This is a genomic window from Brevibacterium mcbrellneri ATCC 49030, from assembly GCF_000178455.1.
In the GTDB taxonomy this organism is placed as follows: domain Bacteria; phylum Actinomycetota; class Actinomycetes; order Actinomycetales; family Brevibacteriaceae; genus Brevibacterium; species Brevibacterium mcbrellneri.
Genome location: NZ_ADNU01000008.1, coordinates 77333 through 101010 on the forward strand (window position 1 = coordinate 77333; position 23678 = coordinate 101010).

Here is a 23678-nt window from a genome sequence, read left to right on the forward strand (position 1 = left end):
CAGCGCTCCTGCACCTATTTCGAGGCGAGGGTGACGTGAATGTCTGTGGGGTGACCACCTCGGACGATGGTGAGTTTGACCGTGTCACCCTCCTTTTTTGAACGTGTGAGGGCTTGGAGGCTCACCGCCCCGTTGACCGGGGTGTCGTCGAAAGCAACGATGTGATCACCCTTGTTGAGCCCACCTTGGTCAGCTGGAGACCCGCTTTCCACATCGTCAACGACAGCTGAACCAACCGTCACACCGCTCCTGGACACCTCGCCGGAAGTAATTTTGACGCCCAAGAACGCGTGTTGTGCATGACCCGATTCAATGAGTTGGTCAGCAATCCAGGTAGCCTGGGCAATCGGAATGGCGAACCCAATGCCGATCGAACCTGCCTGACCGCTTTCGGCAGTGCCCGGCAGGGCGGCCGCGGAACTGTTGACGCCAATGACTTTTCCGGCCCCGTTGACCAGCGGACCGCCCGAGTTACCAGGGTTAATCGCCGCGTCGGTTTGGATCGCGTTTGTGATCGTAGCGACTTCAGGCTCGTCGCTCCTGCCAGGGTTGGAGGTGGCTACCGGCCGGTTGAGGGCGGAAACAATCCCTGTTGTCACGGTGTCGGCCAGCCCTAGCGGGTTTCCCAACGCCATAACGGGTTCGCCTACTTTGAGTGCATCCGAATTGCCCACCGGCAGTGCGTCTACACCTCGGGGGACATCTTTCATTTTCAGAACGGCCACGTCGGTTTCTGGGTCGCGACCAACAATGCTTGTGGCGACGGTAGCACCGCTGCGGAATACTGCTTTGACTTCGCCACCTGCGGAGTCTCCGCTTGCAACAACGTGGTTGTTAGTGATGATGAACAGGTCGTCGCTGTTCTTGTGCTTGTACACGAACCCGGAACCAAGCTCGCTGATTTTTCCGTCGCGACCCACCTGAATGGCTACGACACTTTTCGCTGCGTCGGCAGCGATCGTGGCCCAGTCGGGAACTTCGGTGGTCTTGATTTTTTCGTCTGCGGTGGAGGTCTCTTGTGTCGAAGACGAGCTCTGCAACGACTGGAGGGCGTACGTTGCGCCGGCGCCCAGGCCACCAGCAAGAAGGGCCGCTACTGCTGCGATCGCAATAACGCCGCCCCAGGAGGGTCCCTTGCGCTGTTCTTTGGCCGGTGTGGTGGCCGAGGTGGCCCACGGTTGGGGTGTGGGGGCTGTTGGCGCGGGGGTGGGTCCAGTAGCTATGCCGTAGGAGTTCTGGTGACCGTACGTGTCATAGCCGTAGCTTGCAGTTCCAGATCCGTAGGTGTCATAGCCCGAACTCTGCTGAGACGTTGGGGCCTGCTGGGATTGCGGCTCCGTGGGTTGGGGCTGTTGCTGAGGTGCCGTGGGCTGTTGAGGCTGCGGTTCCGCCGGTGGAAACGTGCGCGGGAACGATGGGTCGTCAGAGCCTGAACCGAATTGGTTGTTACTCACTGTTGTTCCTTTCTGGGTTCTTCCGGCGGGATGGGGAGGTCGACGCGGAACGTTGCGCCGCCACCTGGTGTGGGCTGAACCGAAATTTTTCCGTGGTGGGATTCGACGATTGCTTTGACGATCGAGAGCCCTAGGCCGGACCCTCCTGTGTCGCGGGTGCGAGAAGCGTCGAGACGGTAGAACCGTTCAAAGATGCGTGGAACGTCCTCTGAGTCGATTCCGTCGCCGTGGTCTCGGACTTCAAAGCGCACACGCCCGGCTGGGAAGCCCTTGAGGCTGTCGGACACCTGCACGCCCATCGTGTTGACGTCAGGGGTGATGGCGTGGTCGGACTGGTCGGTGAGTGGTTCGCGTTTGAGAATGCGGTTGGTGAGCGCTTTTGTGCGAGCGAGTTGGGTGGGTTTTTCCTTCCCGGTCTTTTCTTTTCCTGCCTTGTCCTTGTTGCCTTTGTCGACGGCGTGTTCGGGGCCGGGCACGGGAATGCCCGCGGTTCCTACAGCGAATTCGATCGCAGTGCCGGGTGGCGTGTGACGGACCGCGTTTCCTGCGAGGTTGACGATGACTTGACGCAGTTTGGATTCTGCGCCGTAGATTTTAGGAACGGGTTTTGCGTCGGTGCCGTCCAAAGCGATGAAACTGATGTCGCGGTCGGGTGCTTGCGCGGCTGCGTCGGCAGCCGCGTCGCGCACAATATCGCCGAGGTCGACCCAGCCGGTCTCGACCTGTCGCCTTTCGTCGAGGCGGGCCAGCGTGACTAGGTCTTCGACGAGAACCCCCATGCGTTTGGCTTCAGCTTCGATTCGGCTCATGGCCTGGCCAATCATTTCGGGATCTGTCACGGCACCTTGTCGGTACAGTTCGGCATATCCGCGAATTGTGACGAGCGGGGTGCGTAGTTCGTGGGAAGCGTCAGAGACGAATTGGCGGATTCGGTTTTCGCTCCGGCGACGACTGTCGAACGAGTCTTCGATGTGCCCCAGCATGGTGTTGAGGGCAGCGGAGAGGCGCCCCACCTCGGTGTTGCGAGGATATTCGGGAACACGTTGGGAGAGGTCCCCGTCAGCGATGCGTGAAGCTGTTTTTTCGATTTCTTTAAGAGGCCGGAACGTATTGGTGATGGCGAAGTAGCCCACGCCGGCCACAATTGCTAGCGCCAGCATGCCGATACCCACGATCGTGTTCTGAGTGTATTCGCTAATGCCGTCAATGTCGCGGTCAAAGGGCACAGCAATTGCTACGACAATGTCGGAGTCTTGGACATGAAGAGCCAGGACACGCCACTGTGACTGAGTGCCCGGAACGCTGAACGGTTGGCCCTGCATTTCGCTGACTTTTTGCTCATCGATGGTGGGCAGGATGGGCACATTGGTTTCGGACGGCGCTAGGGGTGATCCGATTTCTTGACCGTCGTGGGTAAAGAACTGCACGTAGTAACTACCTGGCAGGAGTTTGCGAACTGACTCGCTCGTTTCTGACCGGGGTTTGATGGGAGATGGCGTCAACACCTGTTCGGCGGCCTGAATGGCAAGGGCCTGCGAGGCGTTGACGAGCCTCTCATCTGTGCGTTCAATAAGGCTGGCGCGCAAGTTCTCTAGGGTCCACGCCCCTGTTCCCGTGAGGACAAGGGTCATGAGGGTCATCATGATGGTGAGCAGTTTGGTCGTGAGTGACCAACTGTCCCAGAAGGGCGCTTTGCCTGAGGTGCTGTGGCGTGCCGTGGGAGACGGTGCCACGTTTATTTAGATTCGGGTGTCCGAAGCATGTAGCCGACCCCACGTTTGGTCTGGATCATGGGGGTCCATTCCATGTCGATAGGGTTGCCAGCTTCGTCGGTTTCTGGCGCGACGTCGATCTTGCGGCGCAGGTACGAAATGTAGGATTCGACGATTCCGGTGTCTCCGCCGAAGTCGTATTCCCACACGTGGTCCAGAATCTGTGACTTGGAAAGCACGCGGTTGGCGTTGAGCATGAGGTAGCGCAACAGCTTGAATTCGGTGGGGGAGAGGTCGATGTAGATGCCTGCGCGTCGAACTTCGTGTGTGTCGTCATCGAGTTCGAGGTCTCCAGCGTTGAGGACAGCGTCATCTTCTTCGTCGAGTGCGTGGGTGCGGCGAAGGACAGCGCGAATGCGTGCGACAACCTCTTCGAGGCTGAACGGTTTGGTGACGTAGTCGTCGCCACCTACCGTGAGCCCGGTGATCTTGTCCGAGGTGTCATCGCGTGCGGTGAGGAAAACAACCGGCATGTGCTTGCCGGCTTGGCGCAAGCGCCGTGTGACGGTGAATCCGTCCATGTCGGGGAGCATGACGTCGAGAACCAGAAGATCTGGGTCGTTTTGTTCGGCCAGGCGCAGCGCGTCTGCACCGTTGGCGGCTGAAACAACATCGAAGCCTGCAAACCGCAGGCTGGTGGAAAGAAGTTCGCGAATGTTTGGTTCGTCGTCAACGACGAGCAGGGTAGCTTCGACGTCGGAGTTGTCATGCTGAGTTGTCATGCATCCAGTGTGCGCTTCAATTCTGGATGTTTCCTGGATTTAACCTGCATGTGAAAGTGGCATTCATCACACTTAGCGATTGTGGCTGCGAGACGCTCTTGACCTTATAAATAGCGGTCTGCTCCAATATCGCTAGGCTTTTGCTTTCTTTTACACGTGAGGGGGTATGCGATGACGACACGACCAACGCTGTGGGGTTTTATTCTCACTCTTATTTCTGTTGTGGCCTTTGCCTTGGCGGCACCAATTGCTAAGACCATGTATGCGTCTGATTGGTCGGCTGGTGGTGTGACGTTTGCGCGTCTGACCGGGTGTTCGGTCCTCCTCATGGTCCCCGCTCTGTGGGCTATGCGCGGAAAGTGGCATAACCTCAAGGGCAATTACATGCGCGTCATCATGTACGGCGTGATCACCATGGCAGGTGTGCAACTGTTGTTCTTCCTGGCGGTTGAGCGTCTCAAGCCGTCCATTGCCCTGCTCTTAGAGATGACTGCTCCCATTCTGATCGTGCTCTTTTTGTGGATTCGAACTCGCGTGAACCCTGCCATTGCCACTCTGGTGGGAATGGTAGTGGCCATGGCAGGTGTGGTCATTGTGTTGGACCCCCGAGGTGCCACCTTGGACATGCTGGGTGTTCTGTATGCGCTGGCTGCAGCAGGGTGTTTGGCAACGTTCTTTGTAATGTCCGCCCGTTCCGATATGGGTATCTCTCCTGTCCCGCTCTTGGCATTTGGAATGGGAGTAGGCGCAATCGTCGTTGGAATTGTGTGCGCGGTGGGTCTCGTGCCGTTCAAGGTTGCCTATGATCCGGTGACGGTCGCGCATTTCACGATTCCGTGGTGGGCGGGAGTTCTTGCAATTGTGGCCGTGACCATTCTTGCGTATGTGACTGGTGTGATTGGGTTGCAACTGATCGGTGCCACGGTGGGTAGTTTCTTGAACCTGCTGGAAGTTCCAGCGTCAGTTGTGGCTTCGTGGTGGATGCTGGGCGACCTGCCCACATATGTGCAGCTGTGCGGTGGAATTGTTGTTTTGGCTGGAGTCGTGTTCGTTAAGTTGGGCGAAAACCAGCAAACGAAACGCGAACGTGTACGGATCGAAGACATCGACCCTGCGACCGGTCAAATCCCGGTGATCGTGGAAGAGCCAGACGAGGAGCAGTCGCGCCCTTCCGCCGCCACCTCCCCTTCGCAGGCCAACCCTGCTGACACCTCGGCCGAGGTGGCTTGTAAGAGTCCGTGCACCGAAAGTTAGTCCCGGGAAGAGTTAATCCTGGGGGAAGTTTTCGATCGTGTAGGAATACCCCTGTTCGGTGAGGAAGCGCCGGCGGTGCTGGGCGAAGTCTTCGTCAACGGTATTCGCCGTGACGATCGTGTAGAAGGTTGCGGGGAGCGCGTTTTCTTTTGGTCGCAGGATCCTGCCTAAGCGCTGGGCTTCTTCCTGCCGGGAGCCAAAAGAGCCGGACACCTGAATGGCGACGGAGGCCTGCGGAAGGTCAACGGAAAAGTTAGCGACCTTTGACACGACAAGAACACGAACCTCCCCGTTGCGGAAGTCCTCGTACAGACGTTCACGTTCAGACTCGGGAGTTTTTCCAGTCAGAACGGGAGCGTTGAGGGCTTCGCCCAGCTCCTCGAGCTGGTCAAGGTACTGCCCAATCACCAGAAGCTGGGCGTCTGGGTGTTCCTTGACGATGTGCTTTGTAGCCCGCACTTTAGCTTCACAGCTGGCAGCTAAGCGGTAGCGGTTTTCGCCTTCTGCGCTCGCGTATGTGGAACGCAAGTCCCGGTCGAGTTTGACGCGTACTTCGTGGCACGTCGCAGTGGCGATGTGGCCGGCCGCTTCGATTTCTTTCCATGGAACGTCGAACTGTTTGGGGCCAATGAGGGAGAACACTTCTTCTTCTCGCCCGTCTTCGCGCACCAGGGTGGCGGTGAGCCCTAACCGGCGTCTCGCTTGGAGGCCCGCCGTGAGTCGGAAAATGGGGGCGGGCAGCAGGTGGACCTCGTCGTAAATCACCAGTCCCCAGTTGCGCGCATCCAGGAGTTCTAAGTGTAAATAGGACCCTTTTCTGCGGGTGGTGAGCACTTGGTAGGTGGCGATTGTGACTGGGCGAATCTGTTTGAGGTTCCCGGAGTATTCCCCGATCTCTTCTGGCGTCAAACTGGTTCTGCGCAACAGCTCAGCTTTCCACTGTTTTGCAGAAACTGAGTTTGTCACCAGGATCAGAGTTGTCGTTTGCACGCGGGACATGGTTGCTGCACCCACCACAGTTTTGCCCGCCCCGCACGGAAGCACGACAACCCCTGATTCGCCTTGCACAAACGCGTCGACTGCGCGCTCTTGGTAGTCGCGCAGGTGCCACGAATCAGTCAGTCCAATGGTGTGGGCTTCACCGCTGATATAACCGGCCCGGTCGGCTACGGGGTGTCCCAACTTGAGGAGACGGTGCTTGAGTTCACCTCGTTCTGACGGGTACACCTCGGTAGACTCGTCGTCGATCTTTTGCCCCAGAATGCCTTGCATGTCCGGGTGTTCTCGCAGTTTCTCAAGCAGTGCGGTGTCCGTGGACTGGAGGGTCAATCCGTGCGTGGGGTGGTCGATCAGGGTGAGGACTCCAAAGCGGTCCATCGTGTCAACAATGTCGACCAACAGTTCATGTGGCACGGGAAACTTGGCGAACTCGATAAGCGTGTTGACCACGGACTCCGCGTCATAACCACTCGCGCGAGCATTCCACAGTCCCAACGGGGTGATGGTGTAGGTGTGAATGTACTCGGGCGTCTTCGACAGTTGGGCGAACGGCGCAATGGCAACGGCAGCGACTTGCGCATCTGGGTGCCCGGACTCTAAAAGAAGCGTGCGGTCCGACTGAACAATAAGTGGTCCGGTCATGACACCTCCTTGCTTGGTTGTGCTGCGATCACTCTTACCAGCGGAACGGTCACGTCTCCGGAACTGCGACGACCTCGGACCAGGCCACCGGCTACCGCGATGGGGGTGAGCGTGACTGCTTGGCGGCCACCGGTTGCGGTTGCAACGGTGAGCGTGAGAGGGGTACGTGAGTCGATTGCTTCGCGGATTGTGTCCGCAATTGTGATGGGTGCGCCCTGGGCGTCGCCGGTGTGGGATGTGAGCATGTGATAGAACGCGCCGAGGTCGTTCATCCGGGTGGTTCGAGTGCGGACAGTGCGCGTGTTGGTGGGTACGCGGGCTCGTGCTGGGGCTGGAGGTGAGGATTTCATGACGTCGATTCCGTGGGTAGACAGGAGCACGCCCAAACGTTCAGGACCCACGCTGGAAATGGCCACGGTGGGTGCGACTCGGGTGAGTTTCGCGGCTGCGAACAGGGGGTCGGCGATGAGCGGGTCGAGTTCTTCGGGGTCGTTTACCACAATGACGCCGCGTGCTGCTGACACGGTGACTCGACCAAGTTTCGCTGCCGTGTCACGAATGAGGAAGTCCAGGGGGCCGGGCACCTCGGTTGAGGACACACGTTCGATCAGCTCAAGGATCGCTGCTGTTGAAAGGCCCGATTCTAGTGCGCGGGTGATTGACGCCGCGGTGAACCGGTACACGGTTCCTTGGCCCCTGGTTTCAACGGTCGCCACTTGATCCAGGGCCGCTGCGGTCTCCGGGTGCAGGGGGCCGGTGGCAATCGCGGTGAGATCGGATTGGGTGATGACCGTGCGTTCGAGTTCAGGCAGCAGCGGGGTGACTAGGTGGGCGAATTCGTCCGGAGCGGCTAAGCGGTCGCGGTCAAAGCACAGGGGGCTGAGTTCAGCGGTCATGCGCGACTGTATGTGTTCAACGAGTGCTGCGCCCAAGTGTGTGAGCCCGGACGAGTCGGTTGCGTGAAATGGGGTGAATGTGAGCCCTAAGTGTTCTGCTTCAGTGAGTATCTGTCGAACTGTGGGCTCATCGAACCCGAGTGTGAGCGGGTGGTGGAACTGCGCGTGAGCCACGAGGTCCGCGGTGGGGATGGTCTGCTGATCACGGGCGAGTTCGTTGAGCAGGGTCAGCACCCGGTAGCGCGCAAACGGCATGACTGGTCGAGGCGCAGGAGGTGGTCGATGTGTGCCTAGAACGTGTGTTTTTTGGTCGTTCCAGGTGGTTCCGGTAGCCACGTGAAGCGTGTTGGGAACAAGAGTGAGCCAGCTGCCCACCGCTGCTACGTACGCTGTCGCACGGTCGTCGTGAAATGCATCCCATGCGACGGTGGGCACCCACTGCGGGTCATCGGGGGAGTCGCTCACGCCGATGAGTCCCAGCGCGCGGGCAAGTTCCAGCAAGAACACCACTGTGGAAACGTCCGCCGAGGTGCGCGTCGCCAAGGTGGACACGTCCCTTTTGCCTATCCCACCTCGGACTAATTGGGAAGGTTTCAGAGCTGCGAGCGCTTCTACAACGGCACCCAGATCAGTGAGTACCTGGTTGACGGCTGCCGCGGCAGCGTTTGTGGACACGGAGTCTGGAACGGTATGTGTTTCAGGTGAGACTGGGGTGTCCAGAGTGGTCCAGTGAGGTGGTGTCGCTACCGCGGACGCAGTTGTGGGCAGGAGCGCAATGGCTTCTGGCTGGATGCGGTGGCCGTCGCCGGAGGGCCATACGAGGGCAGCGTCGATAAGTGCGTTAAGGTCGGGGCTTTCTGGCAGGCCGGTGATGAGCGGGCCGGTGCGTGCGCTGCGAGCCATCTTCCACGCCAGTTGAAGTTGTTGCGCGTTAAGTGACTCCAGGCCTACGGCTACCGCGGCGCGGGAAGACGCGAGTCCAGCTAAGCGTTGAAAAGAAGCGGTGTCGGAACGGACCAGGTCACGGCGACACTCCAGGATCGCTATGAGCGTTTCCTTGGGGGCGGAACTGATCCATGACGCAAATGACACAGTAGACATCTCGAACCAGTGTAGTACCCGGAGTTGTGCCTGAAGGCGTGCCCGAGGTGTGGCTGGAGTCAGGGCTGAAGATGGTTTCCGAGGTGGGGAGGTATCCAGAGTGAGAGAAGCCCTGTATAATATTCGAACAATACACGTATTTGTGGGCTTGCCTGTGGGCGCTCGCCACTGCGTTTAACACCGGCCCCCAATGTGGGCCATTGTTTTTGTTGAAAGGAGGAAGCCGTATGACCGGGGAAAGACCAGACCGCGTACCGCAGCGCGCGTCGACCATGTCGGGAACGGACTTCCTTCTGGCTGTGTTAGCGCTTTTATTTTCAGTTGTGGGGGCGCTTTCGGTGGCCGCTGTCGTGTTCATGGGAGTACGTGACCACACGCCGCCCACATTTCTGATGGCCTGTGCGTATATTGCCTCACCAGTTGCAATTCTTTTGCTGGGTGTGCTGTGGGTTCGCATGGTCATCAAACGTCGTAAAGCATAAGTTTTTTCTTCCTTATCGCTCTAGTTTTTTATCTCATCTCCGAAAGGAAACAATCATGCCTGTTGGTCGTGTTAAGTGGTTTGATCAAGAAAAAGGGTTCGGCTTTGTCACAAGCGATGAAGGCGACATGTTTTTGCACCAGACTGCTCTTCCCGACGGTGTCAAGGTAGCGCCGGGAACACGGCTGGAGTTCGACGTAGTTGACGGGCGCCGCGGAAAGCAGGTTCTCAAGGCTCGTCTCATCGATGCGGTCAAGCGCAACCGTGACCCCAAAAAGACTGCGGATATGATCGATGATGTCATTACACTGCTTGAAGATACTTCGGCGGGACTTCGTCAGGGCCGGTTCCCTGACCCTGTGTTCTCGAACAAGGTCGCTGAAGTGCTCAGGCACATCGCAGACGACCTGGAGGGCTAATGAGCGGGCTCTTTACCGCATGGCTCGAATCGGTGGACCCCGGTTCTACCTTGGAGCTGGACCCAGTTCTTGAAAACGCTGTCGACATTGCACGGCGGGCACTTCTTGATGTTGTTCCCGCCGAGGTCGTGGGGAGACACCTCGGTGTTTCGTGCGAAGCGCGGTGCAGTGCCACCCACACCTTTGCGTGTCTGGACCCGGCGTACCCCGGTTGGGCGTGGACGGCCGTGATTGCACGTGCCCCGGAAGATGACGCTCCTGTCACCGTGTGTGAAACTGCTTTGCTACCTGGCGAGGAAGCTCTGACAGCGCCCAAGTGGGTTCCCTGGCAAGACCGTATTCAGCCAGGTGACCTGGGTACCCGCGATGTCTTGCCAAAGAAAGACTTTGACGACAACTTAGAAGGTGGCTTCGAGCAGGTCGAGGTTGTCGCTGGTGACAACGTGGACCAGATCCCTAACTACGAACTGGGCCTTGGGCGGGTGCGCGTTTTGTCGTCTACTGGCTTGTCGCGTGCGGCGACGCGGTGGGAGCGTTCGGAATCTGGGTCCGACGGAGACTATTCACGCCACGCATCTGCGCACTGCTCCACATGTGGTTACCTGCTACCGATTGCAGGTTCACTGCGCATGCAGTTTGGAGTATGTGCGAACGAATGGTCACCTTTTGATGGTCGTGTGGTGTCACTCGATTCGGGATGTGGCGCACACTCGGAAACTGATGTGCGTAAACGTCGCGAAGAAACTCCGCAGGCCGTCATTGATGACAAAGTCGAACATTTCGACATGGTGGATACAACAGAATCAGAAAACACCGGTGGTTCAGATGACACCACCGAACACAACCAGTCAGAACACTGACGTAGAGTACATTCGTCAACGGTTGTGTACGACCGCTTAAAGGTGAGCGGGTAGGAGGACACGCACAATGGGGGCGGGCACATGAGCTCGACATTCCGCTCATTGAGCGAACCCAATTACCGGAACTGGTTCGCTGCAGCACTCACGTCCAACACCGGCATGTGGATGCAGCGAACGGCCCAAGACTGGCTGGTGCTCACGGAACTAACTGACCACAACGCGGCCGCTCTGGGAATCGGTATGGCGTTGCAGTTGGGACCGCAACTTCTCTTATTTCCGTTTGCTGGAGCGATTGCTGACCGCTTTAGTAAGCGCGGGGTCCTCATGATCACTCAAGCGCTTCAAGGTGCCAGTGGTTTTGTGCTATTGACCCTGTATTTGACGGGCGCGCTGAATATCTGGTGGGTGTACGGCATGTCCTTGTTTTTGGGACTCGTGATGTGCCTTGACGCACCCACGCGCCAATCCTTTGTTTCAGAGTTGGTAGGTGACCGGCTCTTACCCAACGCAGTCTCGCTCAACTCGGCGTCCTTTAACGGGGCACGTCTCTTAGGGCCCGGAATTGCGGGTCTCCTGACCGCCTCGGTAGGGGCTGCGGTGGTCTTCGCGATCAGCGGACTGGGATACATTGCCACCCTGGCAGTGCTGATTGGTTTGGATAAATCTCGCCTGCACCCTTCGCCCAGGTCCAAGGCTCACGGTTTGAAATCGGTCCTGGGTGGTTTCACGTACATCAAAACACGCCCAGACATTGTGGTGGTCCTGTCGATTCTGTTTGTTATCTCCACCCTGGGTTTCAACTTCAACATCTTTACGGCCACTATGGCGCGCGTCGAGTTCGGAAAAGATGCGGCAGGCTTTGGGCTACTGTCCTCAATTATCGCGATTGGGTCAGTCGCTGGTGCTTTGCGTTCGGCCAGCCGTGAAAAGCCGAGACTCCGTTACGTTTTCTGGGCCGCTGGAGGGTTTGGTTTTGTGGGGATTCTGGCTGCAGTTGCGCCCACGTATGAACTGTTCGCAATCACGCTTGTAGGCGTGGGCTTTGCCACCATCACCATGCTCACGGCAGCAAACGGTTTTGTTCAGACCACCATTCCCGCGCATGTGCGTGGCCGTGTCATGTCCATGTACACAGCAGTCCTCATGGGTGGGGGAGCAGTGGGTGCTCCTATCTCAGGTTTTATCGCTAACACCTATGGTCCACGTATTGCGTTGCTGGTAGCTGGGACGTCCGGGATCATCGGGATAACCATTGGTACTTTGTGGATGATGACCGCAAAGAATCTTCGAGTCCACCGGGCCCGTTCACGCAGATTGGTGTTCTTCACGTACGACGGGAAAACTCCGCGCAAATAGGCCCGCACACACCCCGTAGACTGTGTGCGACGAAAGGACCCAAATGACCACGATCATTGTTGTGACCGTACTGTGCGCATTGGCCATATGTGTGGGGTTGTTAGGGATTGTGATCCCGGTGCTGCCCGGGTCGATCCTCATATGGATTAGCAGTTTGGTGTGGGCAATTTTTGCTAACACCACACCAACCTGGATCGTCTTTGCAATTATCACGGTGTGTGTTGCAGCAGGAATGGCTTCTTCGTGGGTGCTCACCGGTCGCAAACTATCAACCATGAAAATCCCTAAGTCCACCCTGTTGGTTTCGGGTGCGCTTGCTTTGGTGGGCTTCTTCTTAATCCCAGTCGTGGGACTTCTTTTGGGCTTTGTTGTGGGTCTGTTCGTGATGGAATACCAACGGTTAAAAGACGCATCAACAGCCTGGGCGTCGTCCTGGGCGATCATCAAAACAGCTGCACTGGGCATTGTGGTTGAGCTCAGCTTCGCCTCAATTGCCGCGTTGGCGTTCGCCGTTGGGTGTTTCGTTTACTTCACATAAACGCGCGGCCGGTTCGCCTAGGCGCAGGGCCGCGCGTTTGTCAGCTAACGGTTGTCCAGCACGTAATCGATGCACGCAAGGAGTGCTTCGACGTCTTCCGGTGGCACTGACACGAACGTGGCAATCCGCAATTGGTTACGTCCCAGTTTGCGGTACGGTTCAACATCGACAACTCCGGAGGCGCGCAAGGTCTTTGCCACCTCGGCGGCGTCCACCGAGTCATCGAAATCCACGGTGCACACAACGGCGGAACGGTCCTGCACCTCGGTCACAAACGGGGTGGTTTCAGTGCGCTTTTCTGCCCAGTCATACACCAGTTGCGAGGATGCGCGGGTGCGTTCGGTAGCCCAGGCCAGGCCGCCCTGGGCGTTGATCCATTCGATCTGTTCGGCCAAGAGCAACAGGGTAGCAACCGCAGGAGTGTTGTACGTCTGGTTCTTGCGCGAATTGTCGATGGCCGTCACCAGGTCCAGGGAGGCCGGAATCCAGCGACCAGAATCCTTGATTTCCTGTGCGCGCTGGAGGGCGCGCGGGCTCATGACGGCTACCCACAGGCCACCGTCGGAGCCCATGTTCTTTTGAGGTGCGAAGTAGTAGACATCGGTCTGGGAGAGGCCTACCGGCAGGCCACCGGCGGCCGAGGTCGCGTCGATGACGACCAGAGCGTCGTCGTCAATGCCGTGGGGGCGGGTGATGGTGGTTGCCACGCCTGTTGAGGTTTCGTTGTGAGGCCACGCGTACACGTCAACCCCGTCGGTTGCCTGCGGGATAGTCGCAGTGCCTGGCTGGGCGTCAAAAATGACCGAGTCTTCCAGGAACGGGGCTTGTGCGGTGGCTTTTGCGAACTTGGAACCGAACTCGCCAAACTGCGCGTGAGCTGCACGTGAACGCACCAGGGAGAACGTAGCGACGTCCCAAAAACAGGTGGACCCACCGTTGCCCAAGACCACTTCGTAGCCTTCGGGGAGTGAAAACAGCTGGTGGAGGCCTTCGCGGACGCGCTTGACCAGGTTCTTCACGGGGGCTTGGCGGTGCGAGGTGCCCAAAACCGTGCGTCCGGCTTGCATGAGCGCGGTGATCTGTTCGTCGCGGATACGAGCAGGGCCGGCACCAAAGCGGCCATCGCGGGGAAGCAGTTCAGACGGAATGGGTGCGTAAGTAGTCTCAGTCACATGTGCAAGTGTAGGGAATGCGGGTAGAGAGAGTGCGGGCGGGTCAAGATGTGTACTTCTTGCCGGCGGTACTATTGGCCTATGAGCCATCTTGAATCGCTTGCTACGACTCGAACCGAGTACCAGGGAAACTCATCTGATGTGGTAGGTGAGAACCCGTTTGAACAGTTCAGTCGGTGGTATGAGGAAGTGGCTGAACACGTGCATGAACCCAATGCGATGGTGGTGTCGACTGTCGATGAGGACGGTCCGGATTCGCGCATTGTTCTGCTCAAGGAGTTCAGCCCGGAAGGGTTCGTGTTTTTCACTAATTACGACTCGATGAAGGGTCGTCAGATCGCTGAGCACCCACACGTGGCGTTGGTTTTTCCGTGGCATGCGGCGCACCGTCAGGTGCGTGTGCGTGGTGTCGCTGAGCGGGTTCCCGCCCAGCAGTCCGATGCGTATTTTGCGGTGAGGCCACGGGGATCGCAGATCGGGGCGATTGCGTCCCGGCAGTCCCAGCCGGTGGGTAGCCGCGAAGAGTTGGATGAGGCGTATGCCCGCGCCGAGGCGGCAGCCGGTGCCCCTGTAGTGCGGCCTGACAACTGGGGTGGGTATGTGGTGCGCGCTCACACGTTGGAGTTTTGGCACGGGAGTGAAAGTCGCATGCATGACCGTTTTCAGGTGAAGGCTTCTCAGGTGTCGCGTTTGGATGATGCGGCGGCGTGGACGGTGCAACGGCTGTTCCCGTGAGTCGCCCAGTAGTTTGGCAAGTGAAAGATGCCTAGCCATTTATTGGATTGTTAATAGAATGATGAATGGGCCACTGGCCAACTGGACGTCATGAGCTGAGGGGTAATGTGAAGGACCTGATCGACACCACCGAAATGTACCTCAAGACCATTGTGGAGCTTGAGGAGCAAGGGGTCAGGCCGTTGCGTGCACGTATTGCAGAGCGCCTCGAGCATTCTGGTCCTACTGTGTCTCAAACAGTTGCGCGTATGGAACGCGACGAACTCTTGATCGTGGATTCGGACAGGAGTCTTGAACTCACAGAATCGGGGCGTGAGTTGGCTACGTCGGTGATGCGTAAGCACCGGTTGGCTGAGAGGCTCCTGTCTGATGTGATCGGGCTGGATTGGGAACTGGTTCACGACGAAGCGTGTAGGTGGGAACACGTGATGAGCCAGCAGGTCGAAGAACGCTTGGTGAAAATCCTTCCCACAACGAGCACCAGTCCATATGGCAACCCCATTCCGGGGTTGGAAGAACTGGGGCTTGAACCTGAAACTGGGCCACAAGCACGGGCGCTGACCGATGTCGCTACCACTGACAAAGACCTCACTGTGAAGATTCAGTGGCTGGGCGAACCACTTCAGGTGGACACGTTTTTGTTGGGGCAGTTCAAGCGCACCGGCGTCGTGCCGGGGGCAGTGGCTTCTCTGCGGGTCAACGGAGAGTACTTGACCTTGACTGTTGAAGGTGAACCGGAAGTTTTGGACCTGCCACCTGAGACTGCGGACAACGTGTTCGTCACTGTGGTGTGATGAGCGACGCGATCCATTCGCGCGTGTGCACCGGGTCAATCACATCGTCAATATCAAAGACTTCAGCGGCTGAAAGCGCCCTGCCTTGAGCGTACAGTTCGTCAAGGAGTCGCGAATAGAGTTGTTCGCGTTCTTCGCCTTCTACTTGCGCAAGCTCTTTTGCGTACCCCAGTCGCACAGCACCCTCTAAGCCCATGGGTCCCATTTCGCCTGCAGGCCATGCGATGCAGAAATCGGTAGCGTGCAGGTATCCCATGGTCATTGCCATGGCTCCAAGGCCATACGCCTTGCGGATGATTACTACACCTGTGCTGCCTGTGAAATGCGCGCCTGCAACGAACAAGTCACCAAAAGCGCGCATGCCAGGTTCTTTTTCTGCCTCCGGTCCCACAATAAAACCAGGGGTGTCGACAAAGCTGATGAGTGGGAGGCCCAGGTTCTCAACACACGCAATGTGCTGGGCGAAAGACCTGGCTGCATCAACATCGATCGCCCCGCCTAAATGGTGGTTGTTGTTGGCGATAAATCCGAAACTGTGCCCGTGAACCCGCATGAAACCAACAATTGCACCAGAAGCGTAGTCAGTACGGAGTTCAAGAAACGTGCCGTCGTCGGCCACGTTTGTGATCACGTCACGCATATCAAACGCGCGGAGGCGATCAGCCGGAACAGTGTTTTGGGGTTCACCAGTGTGTTCGTATTCAATGACATGCTGAGACAGCCCCAGGACCTCTTGAACGGCTTTCACGGCCGCTTGATCGTCTGGAACAACAATGTCAACGGCCCCTGAACGGCGGTGCACCGCCGTGGGACCTACTTCGCTGACGTCAAACGTGCCCAGTCCACCTCCTGCGATCATCTGAGGACCGCCCATCCCAATGTTCGCGTCTTCGTGCGCAATGATGATGTCGCACACTCCTGCGAGAGCCGCGTTGCCGGCGAATGTGCGGCCGGCTGCGACCGCAATAAGCGGGACCACACCTCGGAGGCGTGCCAGGGCGGCAAACGTGGAAACGTTGAGCTGGGTTCCTGGTGCAATATCGGTGTCACCGGGCCTGCCTCCGCCACCTTCGACGAAGAACACAACGGGGAGTTTCTTCCGGTGAGCCAGTTCAAGAAGCCGGTCAGTTTTGGCGTGGTTGCGTGCTCCCTGGGTTCCAGCAAGCACCATGTACTCATAGCTCATGATGACAGCGCTGACCGGGCCCGAGGTCGTTTTTACCTGTCCGATTCCGCCCACCAGTCCGTCGGCGGGCGTCTTAGTAATCAATTCTTCGAGGCTTCGTCGCTTACGCTGTGCTGCGATTGCCAGTGCCCCGTATTCGACAAATGTTCCTGGAACTATCAGATCGGCCAGATTTTCGCGGGCGGTGCGGCGGTTCTGTCCGTGACGTTTGACGACCGCTTCTGGGCGGGCTTCGTCGTGTGTGACAGCGTGGCGGTCATTCACTTCTTGAATACCGGGGTGCGGCTGGCTGGTCGCTCGTGTGGCATTGTCATGCGCCACGTTTGCGCCCTGAACAATCCACAGTGGTTGCCCCTTCACGACCGTGTCTCCCACGTTCACAAGTGGGCGGGCGTTGACGTGCGGGGGTGCCACAATGGGGTGATGCATTTTGAGGGCTTCAATGAGCCCAAGTTCGCCTTCATTGGGTTCAAGCGAAACCACAGTTCCCGAAACCGGGGCCAGGATAGCTTCTTCACCGTCTGCAAGATCTGTAGGGACGCTGTGCTCGTCGGCTTCGACTAAGGCTTCCGGGGTAGCTTCGACGATGCGTGCAAACTGGGTGTCGATTGTCGATGTCGTGGCGTCTACGGCGTAGGGGAGAAGAGCCTGTAAGAAGCTCACATTGGTATTGACTCCACGAACCTGTGTGCGGGCGAGCGCTTTCTTGCAATTGCTGAGCGCGGAGTCAAGATCGTGGCCCGTGCAGATCACTTTTGCTACAAGCGAGTCATAGGCCGTGCCAACTTCTGTGCCTGAACGAATCCAGGTGTCGACGCGGACTCCAGCATCGTGCGGTGCGTCAAAGGTATCGACAGTCCCCGTCATGGGAACGATGTCGCCATCTTCTGTAAACCGTTCCGCACATACTCGCGCCTGCACCGCAACTCTTTGAGAAGGAGTAGGCGAGATTTCTACACCAGTACCCATCGCCTCGTGCAGCTGGAGTTCAACCAGGTCGAGTCCTGTTACGCACTCTGTGACCGTGTGCTCAACTTGGATGCGGGGGTTGACCTCCATGAGATACCAGCCGGAATCTGTGACCAGGAATTCGACGGTTGCAAGGGATGTGTAATTGACGTGTTCAAGAAGAGTGCGGGCGGCGTCGTGAAGTTCTTTACGCACGTTCTCTGCGAGCATTGCTGGGGCAATCTCAATGACCTTTTGGCGTCGACGCTGCAGGGAACAGTCCCTGTCGCCCAGAATGTGTACGCCTGTAGACGCGCCAAGAGCCTGCGCCTCAACGTGGCGTGCATTCTGAACCCACTGTTCAGCAAAAACTCTGTCGTCACCGAACCCCACGCGAGCTTCATGCGCGCATTGCGAAAGGGCTTGAACCACGTCATTGTGGTTCGTCACGACGCGAATGCCACGGCCCCCACCGCCAGCTACGGCCTTAATCGCTATTCCATCTGGCGATTCTTCGAGGAGCTGAACCGCTTGGGCAACCCCGGCATCACCACTCAATAGACCCGTGGACTGGGTGACTGAGATGCCCAGTGTGTTCGCCAGCGACTTCGTTCGTTCCTTGTCTCCGACAGCTTCAAGCGCCTGCGGTGTTGGTCCAACAAAAGTTAGGCCGCGATCACGTACCTTGCGGGCGAACTCAGCGGATTCGGCAAAGAAGCCATAGCCCGGGTGAACAAGAGTTGCTCCGTTCTTCACCCCAGCATCGAGGATAGCCTCGGCGTCCAAGTAGCTAAGAATTTCCACGGCGGTATCGCATGCGTCGACATGCAAACTGGTGACATCTTCAGGGGTGTACACGCCCACCGTTGGTATCCCCATGAGTCGAGCAGTGGAAGCAATTCGCACCGCAATTTCGCCACGGTTAGCAATGAGCAGAGTGTGTGTCATCAGTCCTCTTGGTTAAGTGCGGCTACAAGGTCGACTTTTCTGATCTTGCCGGTCGCGGTCATCGGCATCGCTTCTACGAAGGTGATTTCTGGAATCTTGTATTCCGCGATGTTTGTGTGTGCCCACTCAGTAAGTTCATCTGCTGTGATCTGCGAGCCTTCTGCGCGCACAATGAATGCGACGGGAACCTGTCCGCGTTTGTTGTCTTCGCGTGGTGCAACTGCAACACTGCCGACCTCAGGGTGTTGCTTAAAGAACGACTCCAGTTCAGCAGGGAACACACTCATTCCGTTGACCTTGATCATTTCTTTTGTGCGAGCAAGGTAAGTCAGCCCACCGTGATCATCAAAACGACCCGTGTCACCAGTGAGCAACCACCCTTCAATAAGACTGTCTTCAGTTGCTTCGGGGCGGTTGAAATACCTGGTGAGAACCGAAGGCGAATGGACCAAAATCTGACCGATTTCGCCAAGCTTGACCGGTTTGAGATCGTGATCGACAACAACAATCTGGGTTCCCGGCACGGGGTAGCCCGTGTAGATCGGTTCGGCCTGGAGATCTTGGTTGTTTTCGTGAAGTCCAAACGTGGACGTGTCCATCGTGTGGGTTTCGGTCATTCCGTATGAAGCCTCACACAATAGTGAACCAGTAGCTTTCATCCACTGTTCGCGTAGATCAACCGTGAGCTTGCGGACGAACGACACCGCTAGCACCTGGTCAAGGACGAGTGAACGTGATGCCACGTCTTTAGCGAGCAACTCATAGTAGACATCTGCCGGAGCCACCATGAACGTGACTTTCTGATCTTCGAGCAGTTCCAGCACAGCATCAGGGTGATAGCGAGTCAGCAGGACAACGGTCGACCCGTCGACCAGCGGGTTGAGGATGCCGGCGTTTTCTCCAGCGATCCAAAAGATGGGTAGGAAACAGAGGTAGACCTCGGGCTTATCACCCGGGCGCATTCCACGCACAGCCAGCGTACTCAGTGCGGTATACACCATGTGTTCGTGAGTGTGCTCGCACCCTTTTGGTAGTCCAGTGGTGCCACCCGTGTAGTTGAGAGCGGCCAGCGAAGCTGGGTCGACCTCGGGACGCTGCGCAAGCGGGGCAGTGCTCGTGATCTCCTGCCAGTCCGCGCTCACTTCTTCACGCTCAAATGGGGCGCGGGGCTGAGGTGTTGCCGTCAGCGTGTCACTCAACCGGGTGTAGGCAACATGAGGAACAGAATCGAGGTCGGCGCGGCTCGCTTCGACAACCTCGCGCAGTTCCTCTTGGGCAACAACAACTTTGGGTGACGAATCGTTGATTTCGTACGTGAAATCGCTGGCGCGGAACATGGGGTTCACTGGGACTAGCACCGCACCCAGGCGCATGATCGCAACAAAAAGAATGAGGTACTGAGGGCAGTTGCCCATGTACATGGCAACCCGGTCACCCGTGTTGACCCCGTGTAAGCGCAACCATTCAGCAGCACGGTCAGCTAGATTGTCCAGTTCCGAGTATGTAATGTCGCGGCCGTAAAAATGCACCGCTGTGGTTTCGGGGCGTGTGAGTGCCCAATGCGCTACCCAGGTTGCAACGGTTCCGTCAACAGAATCGATCTGCGACTGAGTTTCAGCGGGGCGGTTACGGAGCTCCTCAAGTTCACGAGCAGCCGATTCCCACAGCGGTGCATACGACATGATTTCCTCTACTTCCGGTACTTCTTGAGTTCGTGGCGGGCAATGGTCATCTTGTGAACCTCGTCTGGTCCATCAGCAAGGCGCAGGGTACGCATGTGCGCGTACATCGAAGCCAGCGGGAAGTCGTTCGTGACACCGCCACCTCCGTGCACCTGGATCGCACGGTCAATGACCTTCAACGCCATGACAGGGGCTGCGACCTTAATTTCTGAAATGAGCGTGCGCGCCACCTTGTTGCCCACCGTGTCCATGAGGTGAGCCGCGTGCAAGGTCAGCAGGCGAGCCTGGTCGATCTCAATACGCGACTCAGCGATCCAGTCCTGAATGTTCGCGCGCTGCGACAGCTTCTGACCAAAGGTCACGCGCTCTTCTGCACGCTTACACATGAGTTCCAGCGCACGTTCGGCACATCCAATCGCACGCATGCAGTGGTGGATACGGCCGGGTCCCAGGCGGGCCTGACTGATCGCGAACCCTTCGCCCTCGCCCTTAAGAACATCCTTAGCCGGCACGCGCACCTGGTCGAAAATGACCTCGGCGTGGCCCTCACGGTCGTCATACCCAAACACGGGCAGGTTGCGCACAATGGTGACGCCGGGAGCGTCAGCTGGCACCACCATCATGGACTGCTGGCGGTGAGTGTCAGCGTTAGGGTCGGTCTTGCCCATCACGATGAACACGCCCAGGTTGGGGTGCATTGCGTTAGACGCGAACCACTTGCGCCCGTCCAGAATGTACTCGTCGCCGTCCTTCTTCATGAGCAACTCGATGTTGGTCGCATCCGAGCTGGCCACGGCAGGCTCAGTCATCGCGAAAGCCGAAGCCATGGTCCCGTCAAGCAGGGGCTTGAGGTACTTTTCCTTGTGCTCATCGGTTCCGAACAGCGTGAACACTTCCATGTTCCCGGTGTCAGGAGCGTTACAGTTGATCGCTTCAGGCGCGATCTCAATCGAACGGCCGGTGATTTCGGCCAGCGGCGCGTACTCTGAGTTGGTTAAGCCCGGGCCCCACTCTGGGTGTGGGTGGAACAGGTTCCACAGGCCCTGCGACTTTGCTTCTGCCTTGAGGTCCTCCAGAACCTGCGGCATGCCGTGCGGGCCCACTTCGCGCATCTGTTCGTGGTACACCGGTTCGGCCGGGTACACGAATTCGTCCATAAACGCGTTGAGGCGTCCTTCGTAGTCTTTTCCACGTTCCGTCTGTTCAAACATGTTTTACTCCTTGTGTTGGTTGGTGAGGGTGGTTTGGTAACGCTGCATTCCGGAAATCCAACGCTGGTAGTCGGACCCCTTCATGCGGTACATATCGAGAACTTCAGGGTGGGGGAGCACTAAGAATTCGTTGTTCTCGACCCCGTCGAGCACAATCTGTGCCACGTGCTGCGGTTCGTGGACCGGCCCGGCTTGTGTCACGGCCGCGGCTGCGACTTTTTCCGTGACATTCTGCGCGGTTGTGCCTGCTTGCAACATTGCGGTGTTGACTCCCATGGGGCACACGCACGTGACGTTGATGCCGTCACCGCCGTAAGTGATGGCCAGCCATTCGGCGAATCCAACCGCCGCGTGTTTAGTCACGGAGTATTCCGCCTGCCCCAGTTGGGTGAGAAGGCCCGCCGCCGAGGCCGTCGACACAAAGTGCCCCCGTCCCCTTTCCTGCCAGCCAGGTATCAGGAGTTTGGCGGCGCGGATGTGCGCTCGCAGGTTCACGTCGATGGCCGTGTCCCACGTTTCCTCGTCGCCGAGCCCAGACTGCCCCATGATTCCTGCGTTTGCGAAGAACAGGTCGACGGGGCCGTATTTTTTTTCGGTTTCAGCGATGAGCGCTTCGATTCCGGCGACTGTTGACACGTCGCCCTGCCAACCGTGGCAGCCTAACTTTTCTGCCACCTCGGTTACCGCCTCGGCGGCATCCGCCACAACCACGCGGGCACCTCGGCTGACGAGCTCCGCGGCCAGGGCCTGCCCAATTCCGCCGGCGCCCCCGGTGACGACTGCTACGTTTCCGTTCACTTCCATGTGATCTCCTCTTCGAGCCCAATGAAGTTTATAAAACATCTTCACCGATCGATCGCTCGGGAGCAAATGTTGTTTTAGTATGTGAGTACGTAACCGCCATGTTTCAAAGGAGAATCGTGGAATTTTCACCGCTGAATCTTGCAACGCCGGTTTTCGACTTCGCTCGTAAAGACCCTGATCGCATGCAACTGCGCGGGCCCCTGACAGAGCCGCGAGTTGAAATCACCCGTGGACAGTTGGCCAGCCTGGTTGCGCGTCGCGCGCAACAGTTAGCGCCCCAGGTGAGCGAGGGGGACCGGATGCTCCTCATCGCCCCCACCACACCGGAATTTGTGGTCGAATTCTTTGCCGCCCAAGCAATCGGGCTCACAATCGTGGCCATCAACCCGCTGGCCACCACGCGTGAAATCGACTATTTCCTTGAAGACTCCGGAGCTAGCCGCGTCGTGGCACACCCGGCCGTGGCCCAAGCCGGCCAAGAGTCCGCCCAGAAAGCCGGCGTGACGTTCGAAACATGCCAACTGATCACCCCGGCTGACCTGGCTGACCTTCCCCCGTTTGACGACTTCACCCCGGTCGAACGCAAAGGTGAGGACGTCGCGGTGCTGTTGTACACCTCGGGCACCACGGGCCGCCCAAAGGGCGCCATGCTCACGGTCAGCAACCTCACCAACGCGGCCCGGATCGGTGGCATCGACTCGAAGATGACAGAAGACGACCGAGGTGGTACCTCCCTCCCGCTATTCCATGTGTTTGGGCTGTCGTCAATCCTCATGGTGGCGGTCGCGCACGGCACGCAGCTGACGCTGTTGCCCCGGTTTGACCCGGTTGAACAGCTGAAAGTCATGAGCCATGACAAGCTCACGGTAGTGTCCGGAGTTCCAACGATGTGGAACGCGATCGTGCACGCGCCAGAAGGTGACTACGACTTCTCCCACATGCGGTTCGCGCTCTCAGGTGGGGCGTCAGCAGCAGTTGAGCTCATTCGCAAGTTCGAAGAACGCTTTGGCGCGGCACTCACTGAAGGGTATGGGCTGACGGAAACCTCGGCGATGGTGAGTATGAACCCGCTGGACGGTGTGCGTAAACCAGGGTCGGTGGGAGTGCCGCTGCCGGAACTGGAATTCTGCATTAAGGACCCCACCGGCGCCGAGGTGCCAGTAGGTGAGGTCGGTGAAGTATGTTCGCGTGGTCCGGTGAACATGCCCGGTTATTGGAAGCGGGAAGACGCAACGGCCCAAGTGATTGACGAAGACGGCTGGTTCCACACCGGTGACCTGGGCCGGGTTGATGAGGACGGATACCTATATATCGTGGACCGGCTCAAGGACCTGATCATTCACGGTGGCTACAACGTGTACCCGCGTGAGATCGAAGAAGCGATGTACGAACACCCAGGCGTTCTTGAGGCAGCCGTGCTGGGAACGGACGACGAGCACTACGGGCAGATCGTTACGGCTGTTATTACTCCTATGCCAGGGGTGACGCTGACGGAAGAAGAAATTGAGGCGTTTGCTAGGGAACGGCTTTCGGCGTACAAGATTCCTCGGATCATTAAGTTCGTAGAGGCGTTGCCTAAGGGGCCAAGCGGGAAGATCCTTAAGCGCGCGATCGATGTGTCTCAGTTGTAAAGTTCGGATGTTTACAACATAAAGGTGGCCGGTAGCAGTGTTGCTACCGGCCACCTTTAGTACAGCCCTGTTG

General features: G+C 57.9%; 19 protein-coding genes. 9 read left to right on the top strand and 10 right to left on the bottom strand.

Annotation, left to right across the window (positions count from 1 at the left end; translation table 11 throughout):
• Positions 1-14 precede the first annotated feature (14 nt).
• The 3 genes from HMPREF0183_RS01125 to HMPREF0183_RS01135 form a co-directional block, all read right to left on the bottom strand.
• Positions 15-1454 (bottom strand): S1C family serine protease, encoded by a 1440-nt coding sequence (locus HMPREF0183_RS01125; RefSeq protein WP_005881871.1) that lies wholly within the window; start codon positions 1452-1454, stop codon positions 15-17.
• On the bottom strand, positions 1451-3094 hold the full coding sequence (locus tag HMPREF0183_RS01130) for a sensor histidine kinase (RefSeq protein ID WP_005881873.1): 1644 nt from the start codon (positions 3092-3094) through the stop codon (positions 1451-1453). Before HMPREF0183_RS01130 ends, HMPREF0183_RS01125 begins: the two co-directional genes overlap by 4 nt.
• A gap of 95 nt (positions 3095-3189) precedes the next feature.
• The gene (locus HMPREF0183_RS01135; RefSeq protein WP_005881875.1) at positions 3190-3948 is read right to left on the bottom strand and encodes a response regulator transcription factor; all 759 of its coding nucleotides are present in this window, start codon (positions 3946-3948) and stop codon (positions 3190-3192) included.
• Positions 3949-4119: 171 nt separating this feature from the next.
• Between HMPREF0183_RS01135 and HMPREF0183_RS01140 the strand changes: the two genes are divergently transcribed.
• Positions 4120-5202, top strand: a complete 1083-nt coding sequence (locus HMPREF0183_RS01140) for an EamA family transporter (protein ID WP_005881877.1) — start codon at positions 4120-4122, stop codon at positions 5200-5202.
• Positions 5203-5214: 12 nt separating this feature from the next.
• On the opposite strand, the gene HMPREF0183_RS01145 is transcribed toward HMPREF0183_RS01140, so the two are convergent.
• Positions 5215-6843: a DNA repair helicase XPB gene (locus HMPREF0183_RS01145; RefSeq protein WP_005881878.1), complete on the bottom strand. Its 1629-nt coding sequence runs from the start codon at positions 6841-6843 to the stop codon at positions 5215-5217.
• Complete coding sequence (locus HMPREF0183_RS01150) at positions 6840-8840, bottom strand: helicase-associated domain-containing protein (protein WP_005881880.1); 2001 nt, start codon at positions 8838-8840, stop codon at positions 6840-6842. The genes HMPREF0183_RS01145 and HMPREF0183_RS01150 overlap by 4 nt, the downstream gene beginning before the upstream one ends.
• Before the next feature lie 227 nt (positions 8841-9067).
• Here HMPREF0183_RS01150 and HMPREF0183_RS01155 point away from each other — a divergent pair, with 227 nt between their 5' ends.
• From HMPREF0183_RS01155 to HMPREF0183_RS01175, 5 genes are all read left to right on the top strand, one after another.
• On the top strand, positions 9068-9322 hold the full coding sequence (locus tag HMPREF0183_RS01155; RefSeq protein WP_005881882.1) for a hypothetical protein: 255 nt from the start codon (positions 9068-9070) through the stop codon (positions 9320-9322).
• Positions 9323-9377: 55 nt separating this feature from the next.
• Positions 9378-9740, top strand: coding sequence for a cold-shock protein (locus tag HMPREF0183_RS01160; RefSeq protein WP_005881884.1), 363 nt, complete (start codon positions 9378-9380; stop codon positions 9738-9740).
• Entirely contained in the window at positions 9740-10600 is an 861-nt protein-coding gene (locus tag HMPREF0183_RS01165) for a DUF3027 domain-containing protein (protein WP_005881886.1), read from the top strand. The genes HMPREF0183_RS01160 and HMPREF0183_RS01165 overlap by 1 nt, the downstream gene beginning before the upstream one ends.
• An 81-nt stretch (positions 10601-10681) precedes the next feature.
• The gene (locus HMPREF0183_RS01170) at positions 10682-11956 is read left to right on the top strand and encodes an MFS transporter (RefSeq protein WP_005881888.1); all 1275 of its coding nucleotides are present in this window, start codon (positions 10682-10684) and stop codon (positions 11954-11956) included.
• Positions 11957-11999: 43 nt separating this feature from the next.
• Positions 12000-12494 carry a DUF456 domain-containing protein gene (locus HMPREF0183_RS01175; RefSeq protein WP_005881889.1) on the top strand — a complete coding sequence of 165 codons (495 nt, stop codon included), beginning with the start codon at positions 12000-12002 and terminating at the stop codon, positions 12492-12494.
• A 44-nt stretch (positions 12495-12538) separates the two neighbouring features.
• Here the strand turns inward: HMPREF0183_RS01175 and serC are convergent, their stop codons facing one another.
• Positions 12539-13666 (bottom strand): phosphoserine transaminase, encoded by a 1128-nt coding sequence (gene serC, locus HMPREF0183_RS01180; protein WP_005881891.1) that lies wholly within the window; start codon positions 13664-13666, stop codon positions 12539-12541.
• Between the two features lie 81 nt (positions 13667-13747).
• Here serC and pdxH point away from each other — a divergent pair, with 81 nt between their 5' ends.
• Both pdxH and HMPREF0183_RS01190 read left to right on the top strand, forming a co-directional pair.
• Positions 13748-14401: a pyridoxamine 5'-phosphate oxidase gene (gene pdxH / locus HMPREF0183_RS01185; protein ID WP_005881893.1), complete on the top strand. Its 654-nt coding sequence runs from the start codon at positions 13748-13750 to the stop codon at positions 14399-14401.
• Positions 14402-14508: 107 nt separating this feature from the next.
• Entirely contained in the window at positions 14509-15195 is a 687-nt protein-coding gene (locus HMPREF0183_RS01190; RefSeq protein ID WP_040347599.1) for an iron-dependent transcriptional repressor DtxR, read from the top strand.
• On the opposite strand, the gene HMPREF0183_RS01195 is transcribed toward HMPREF0183_RS01190, so the two are convergent.
• Genes HMPREF0183_RS01195 through HMPREF0183_RS01210 form a run of 4 tightly spaced genes read right to left on the bottom strand, consistent with a single transcriptional unit; the run spans position 15182 to position 21974 of the window.
• Positions 15182-18277 carry an acetyl-CoA carboxylase family protein gene (locus HMPREF0183_RS01195; protein ID WP_005881896.1) on the bottom strand — a complete coding sequence of 1032 codons (3096 nt, stop codon included), beginning with the start codon at positions 18275-18277 and terminating at the stop codon, positions 15182-15184. The genes HMPREF0183_RS01190 and HMPREF0183_RS01195 overlap by 14 nt on opposite strands.
• Positions 18277-19959 carry an AMP-binding protein gene (locus HMPREF0183_RS01200; protein ID WP_005881898.1) on the bottom strand — a complete coding sequence of 561 codons (1683 nt, stop codon included), beginning with the start codon at positions 19957-19959 and terminating at the stop codon, positions 18277-18279. The genes HMPREF0183_RS01195 and HMPREF0183_RS01200 overlap by 1 nt, the downstream gene beginning before the upstream one ends.
• Positions 19960-19967: 8 nt before the next feature.
• Complete coding sequence (locus HMPREF0183_RS01205) at positions 19968-21170, bottom strand: acyl-CoA dehydrogenase family protein (RefSeq protein WP_005881900.1); 1203 nt, start codon at positions 21168-21170, stop codon at positions 19968-19970.
• A gap of 3 nt (positions 21171-21173) precedes the next feature.
• Positions 21174-21974: an SDR family oxidoreductase gene (locus tag HMPREF0183_RS01210; RefSeq protein ID WP_005881902.1), complete on the bottom strand. Its 801-nt coding sequence runs from the start codon at positions 21972-21974 to the stop codon at positions 21174-21176.
• Between the two features lie 116 nt (positions 21975-22090).
• Between HMPREF0183_RS01210 and HMPREF0183_RS01215 the strand changes: the two genes are divergently transcribed.
• Complete coding sequence (locus tag HMPREF0183_RS01215; protein ID WP_169309646.1) at positions 22091-23605, top strand: AMP-binding protein; 1515 nt, start codon at positions 22091-22093, stop codon at positions 23603-23605.
• Positions 23606-23678 lie beyond the last annotated feature (73 nt).

Bases quoted from the DNA above. Each gene is read 5' to 3' on its own strand.
- HMPREF0183_RS01130 (WP_005881873.1), bottom strand. From the start codon at position 3,094: ATGACCCTCATGACCCTTGTCCTCACGGGAACAGGGGCGTGGACCCTA.
- HMPREF0183_RS01135 (WP_005881875.1), bottom strand. From the start codon at position 3,948: ATGACAACTCAGCATGACAACTCCGACGTCGAAGCTACCCTGCTCGTC.
- HMPREF0183_RS01140 (WP_005881877.1), top strand. From the start codon at position 4,120: ATGACGACACGACCAACGCTGTGGGGTTTTATTCTCACTCTTATTTCT.
- HMPREF0183_RS01145 (WP_005881878.1), bottom strand. From the start codon at position 6,843: ATGACCGGACCACTTATTGTTCAGTCGGACCGCACGCTTCTTTTAGAG.
- HMPREF0183_RS01150 (WP_005881880.1), bottom strand. From the start codon at position 8,840: ATGTCTACTGTGTCATTTGCGTCATGGATCAGTTCCGCCCCCAAGGAA.
- HMPREF0183_RS01155 (WP_005881882.1), top strand. From the start codon at position 9,068: ATGACCGGGGAAAGACCAGACCGCGTACCGCAGCGCGCGTCGACCATG.
- HMPREF0183_RS01160 (WP_005881884.1), top strand. From the start codon at position 9,378: ATGCCTGTTGGTCGTGTTAAGTGGTTTGATCAAGAAAAAGGGTTCGGC.
- HMPREF0183_RS01165 (WP_005881886.1), top strand. From the start codon at position 9,740: ATGAGCGGGCTCTTTACCGCATGGCTCGAATCGGTGGACCCCGGTTCT.
- HMPREF0183_RS01170 (WP_005881888.1), top strand. From the start codon at position 10,682: ATGAGCTCGACATTCCGCTCATTGAGCGAACCCAATTACCGGAACTGG.
- HMPREF0183_RS01175 (WP_005881889.1), top strand. From the start codon at position 12,000: ATGACCACGATCATTGTTGTGACCGTACTGTGCGCATTGGCCATATGT.
- pdxH (WP_005881893.1), top strand. From the start codon at position 13,748: ATGAGCCATCTTGAATCGCTTGCTACGACTCGAACCGAGTACCAGGGA.
- HMPREF0183_RS01195 (WP_005881896.1), bottom strand. From the start codon at position 18,277: ATGACACACACTCTGCTCATTGCTAACCGTGGCGAAATTGCGGTGCGA.
- HMPREF0183_RS01200 (WP_005881898.1), bottom strand. From the start codon at position 19,959: ATGTCGTATGCACCGCTGTGGGAATCGGCTGCTCGTGAACTTGAGGAG.
- HMPREF0183_RS01205 (WP_005881900.1), bottom strand. From the start codon at position 21,170: ATGTTTGAACAGACGGAACGTGGAAAAGACTACGAAGGACGCCTCAAC.
- HMPREF0183_RS01210 (WP_005881902.1), bottom strand. From the start codon at position 21,974: ATGGAAGTGAACGGAAACGTAGCAGTCGTCACCGGGGGCGCCGGCGGA.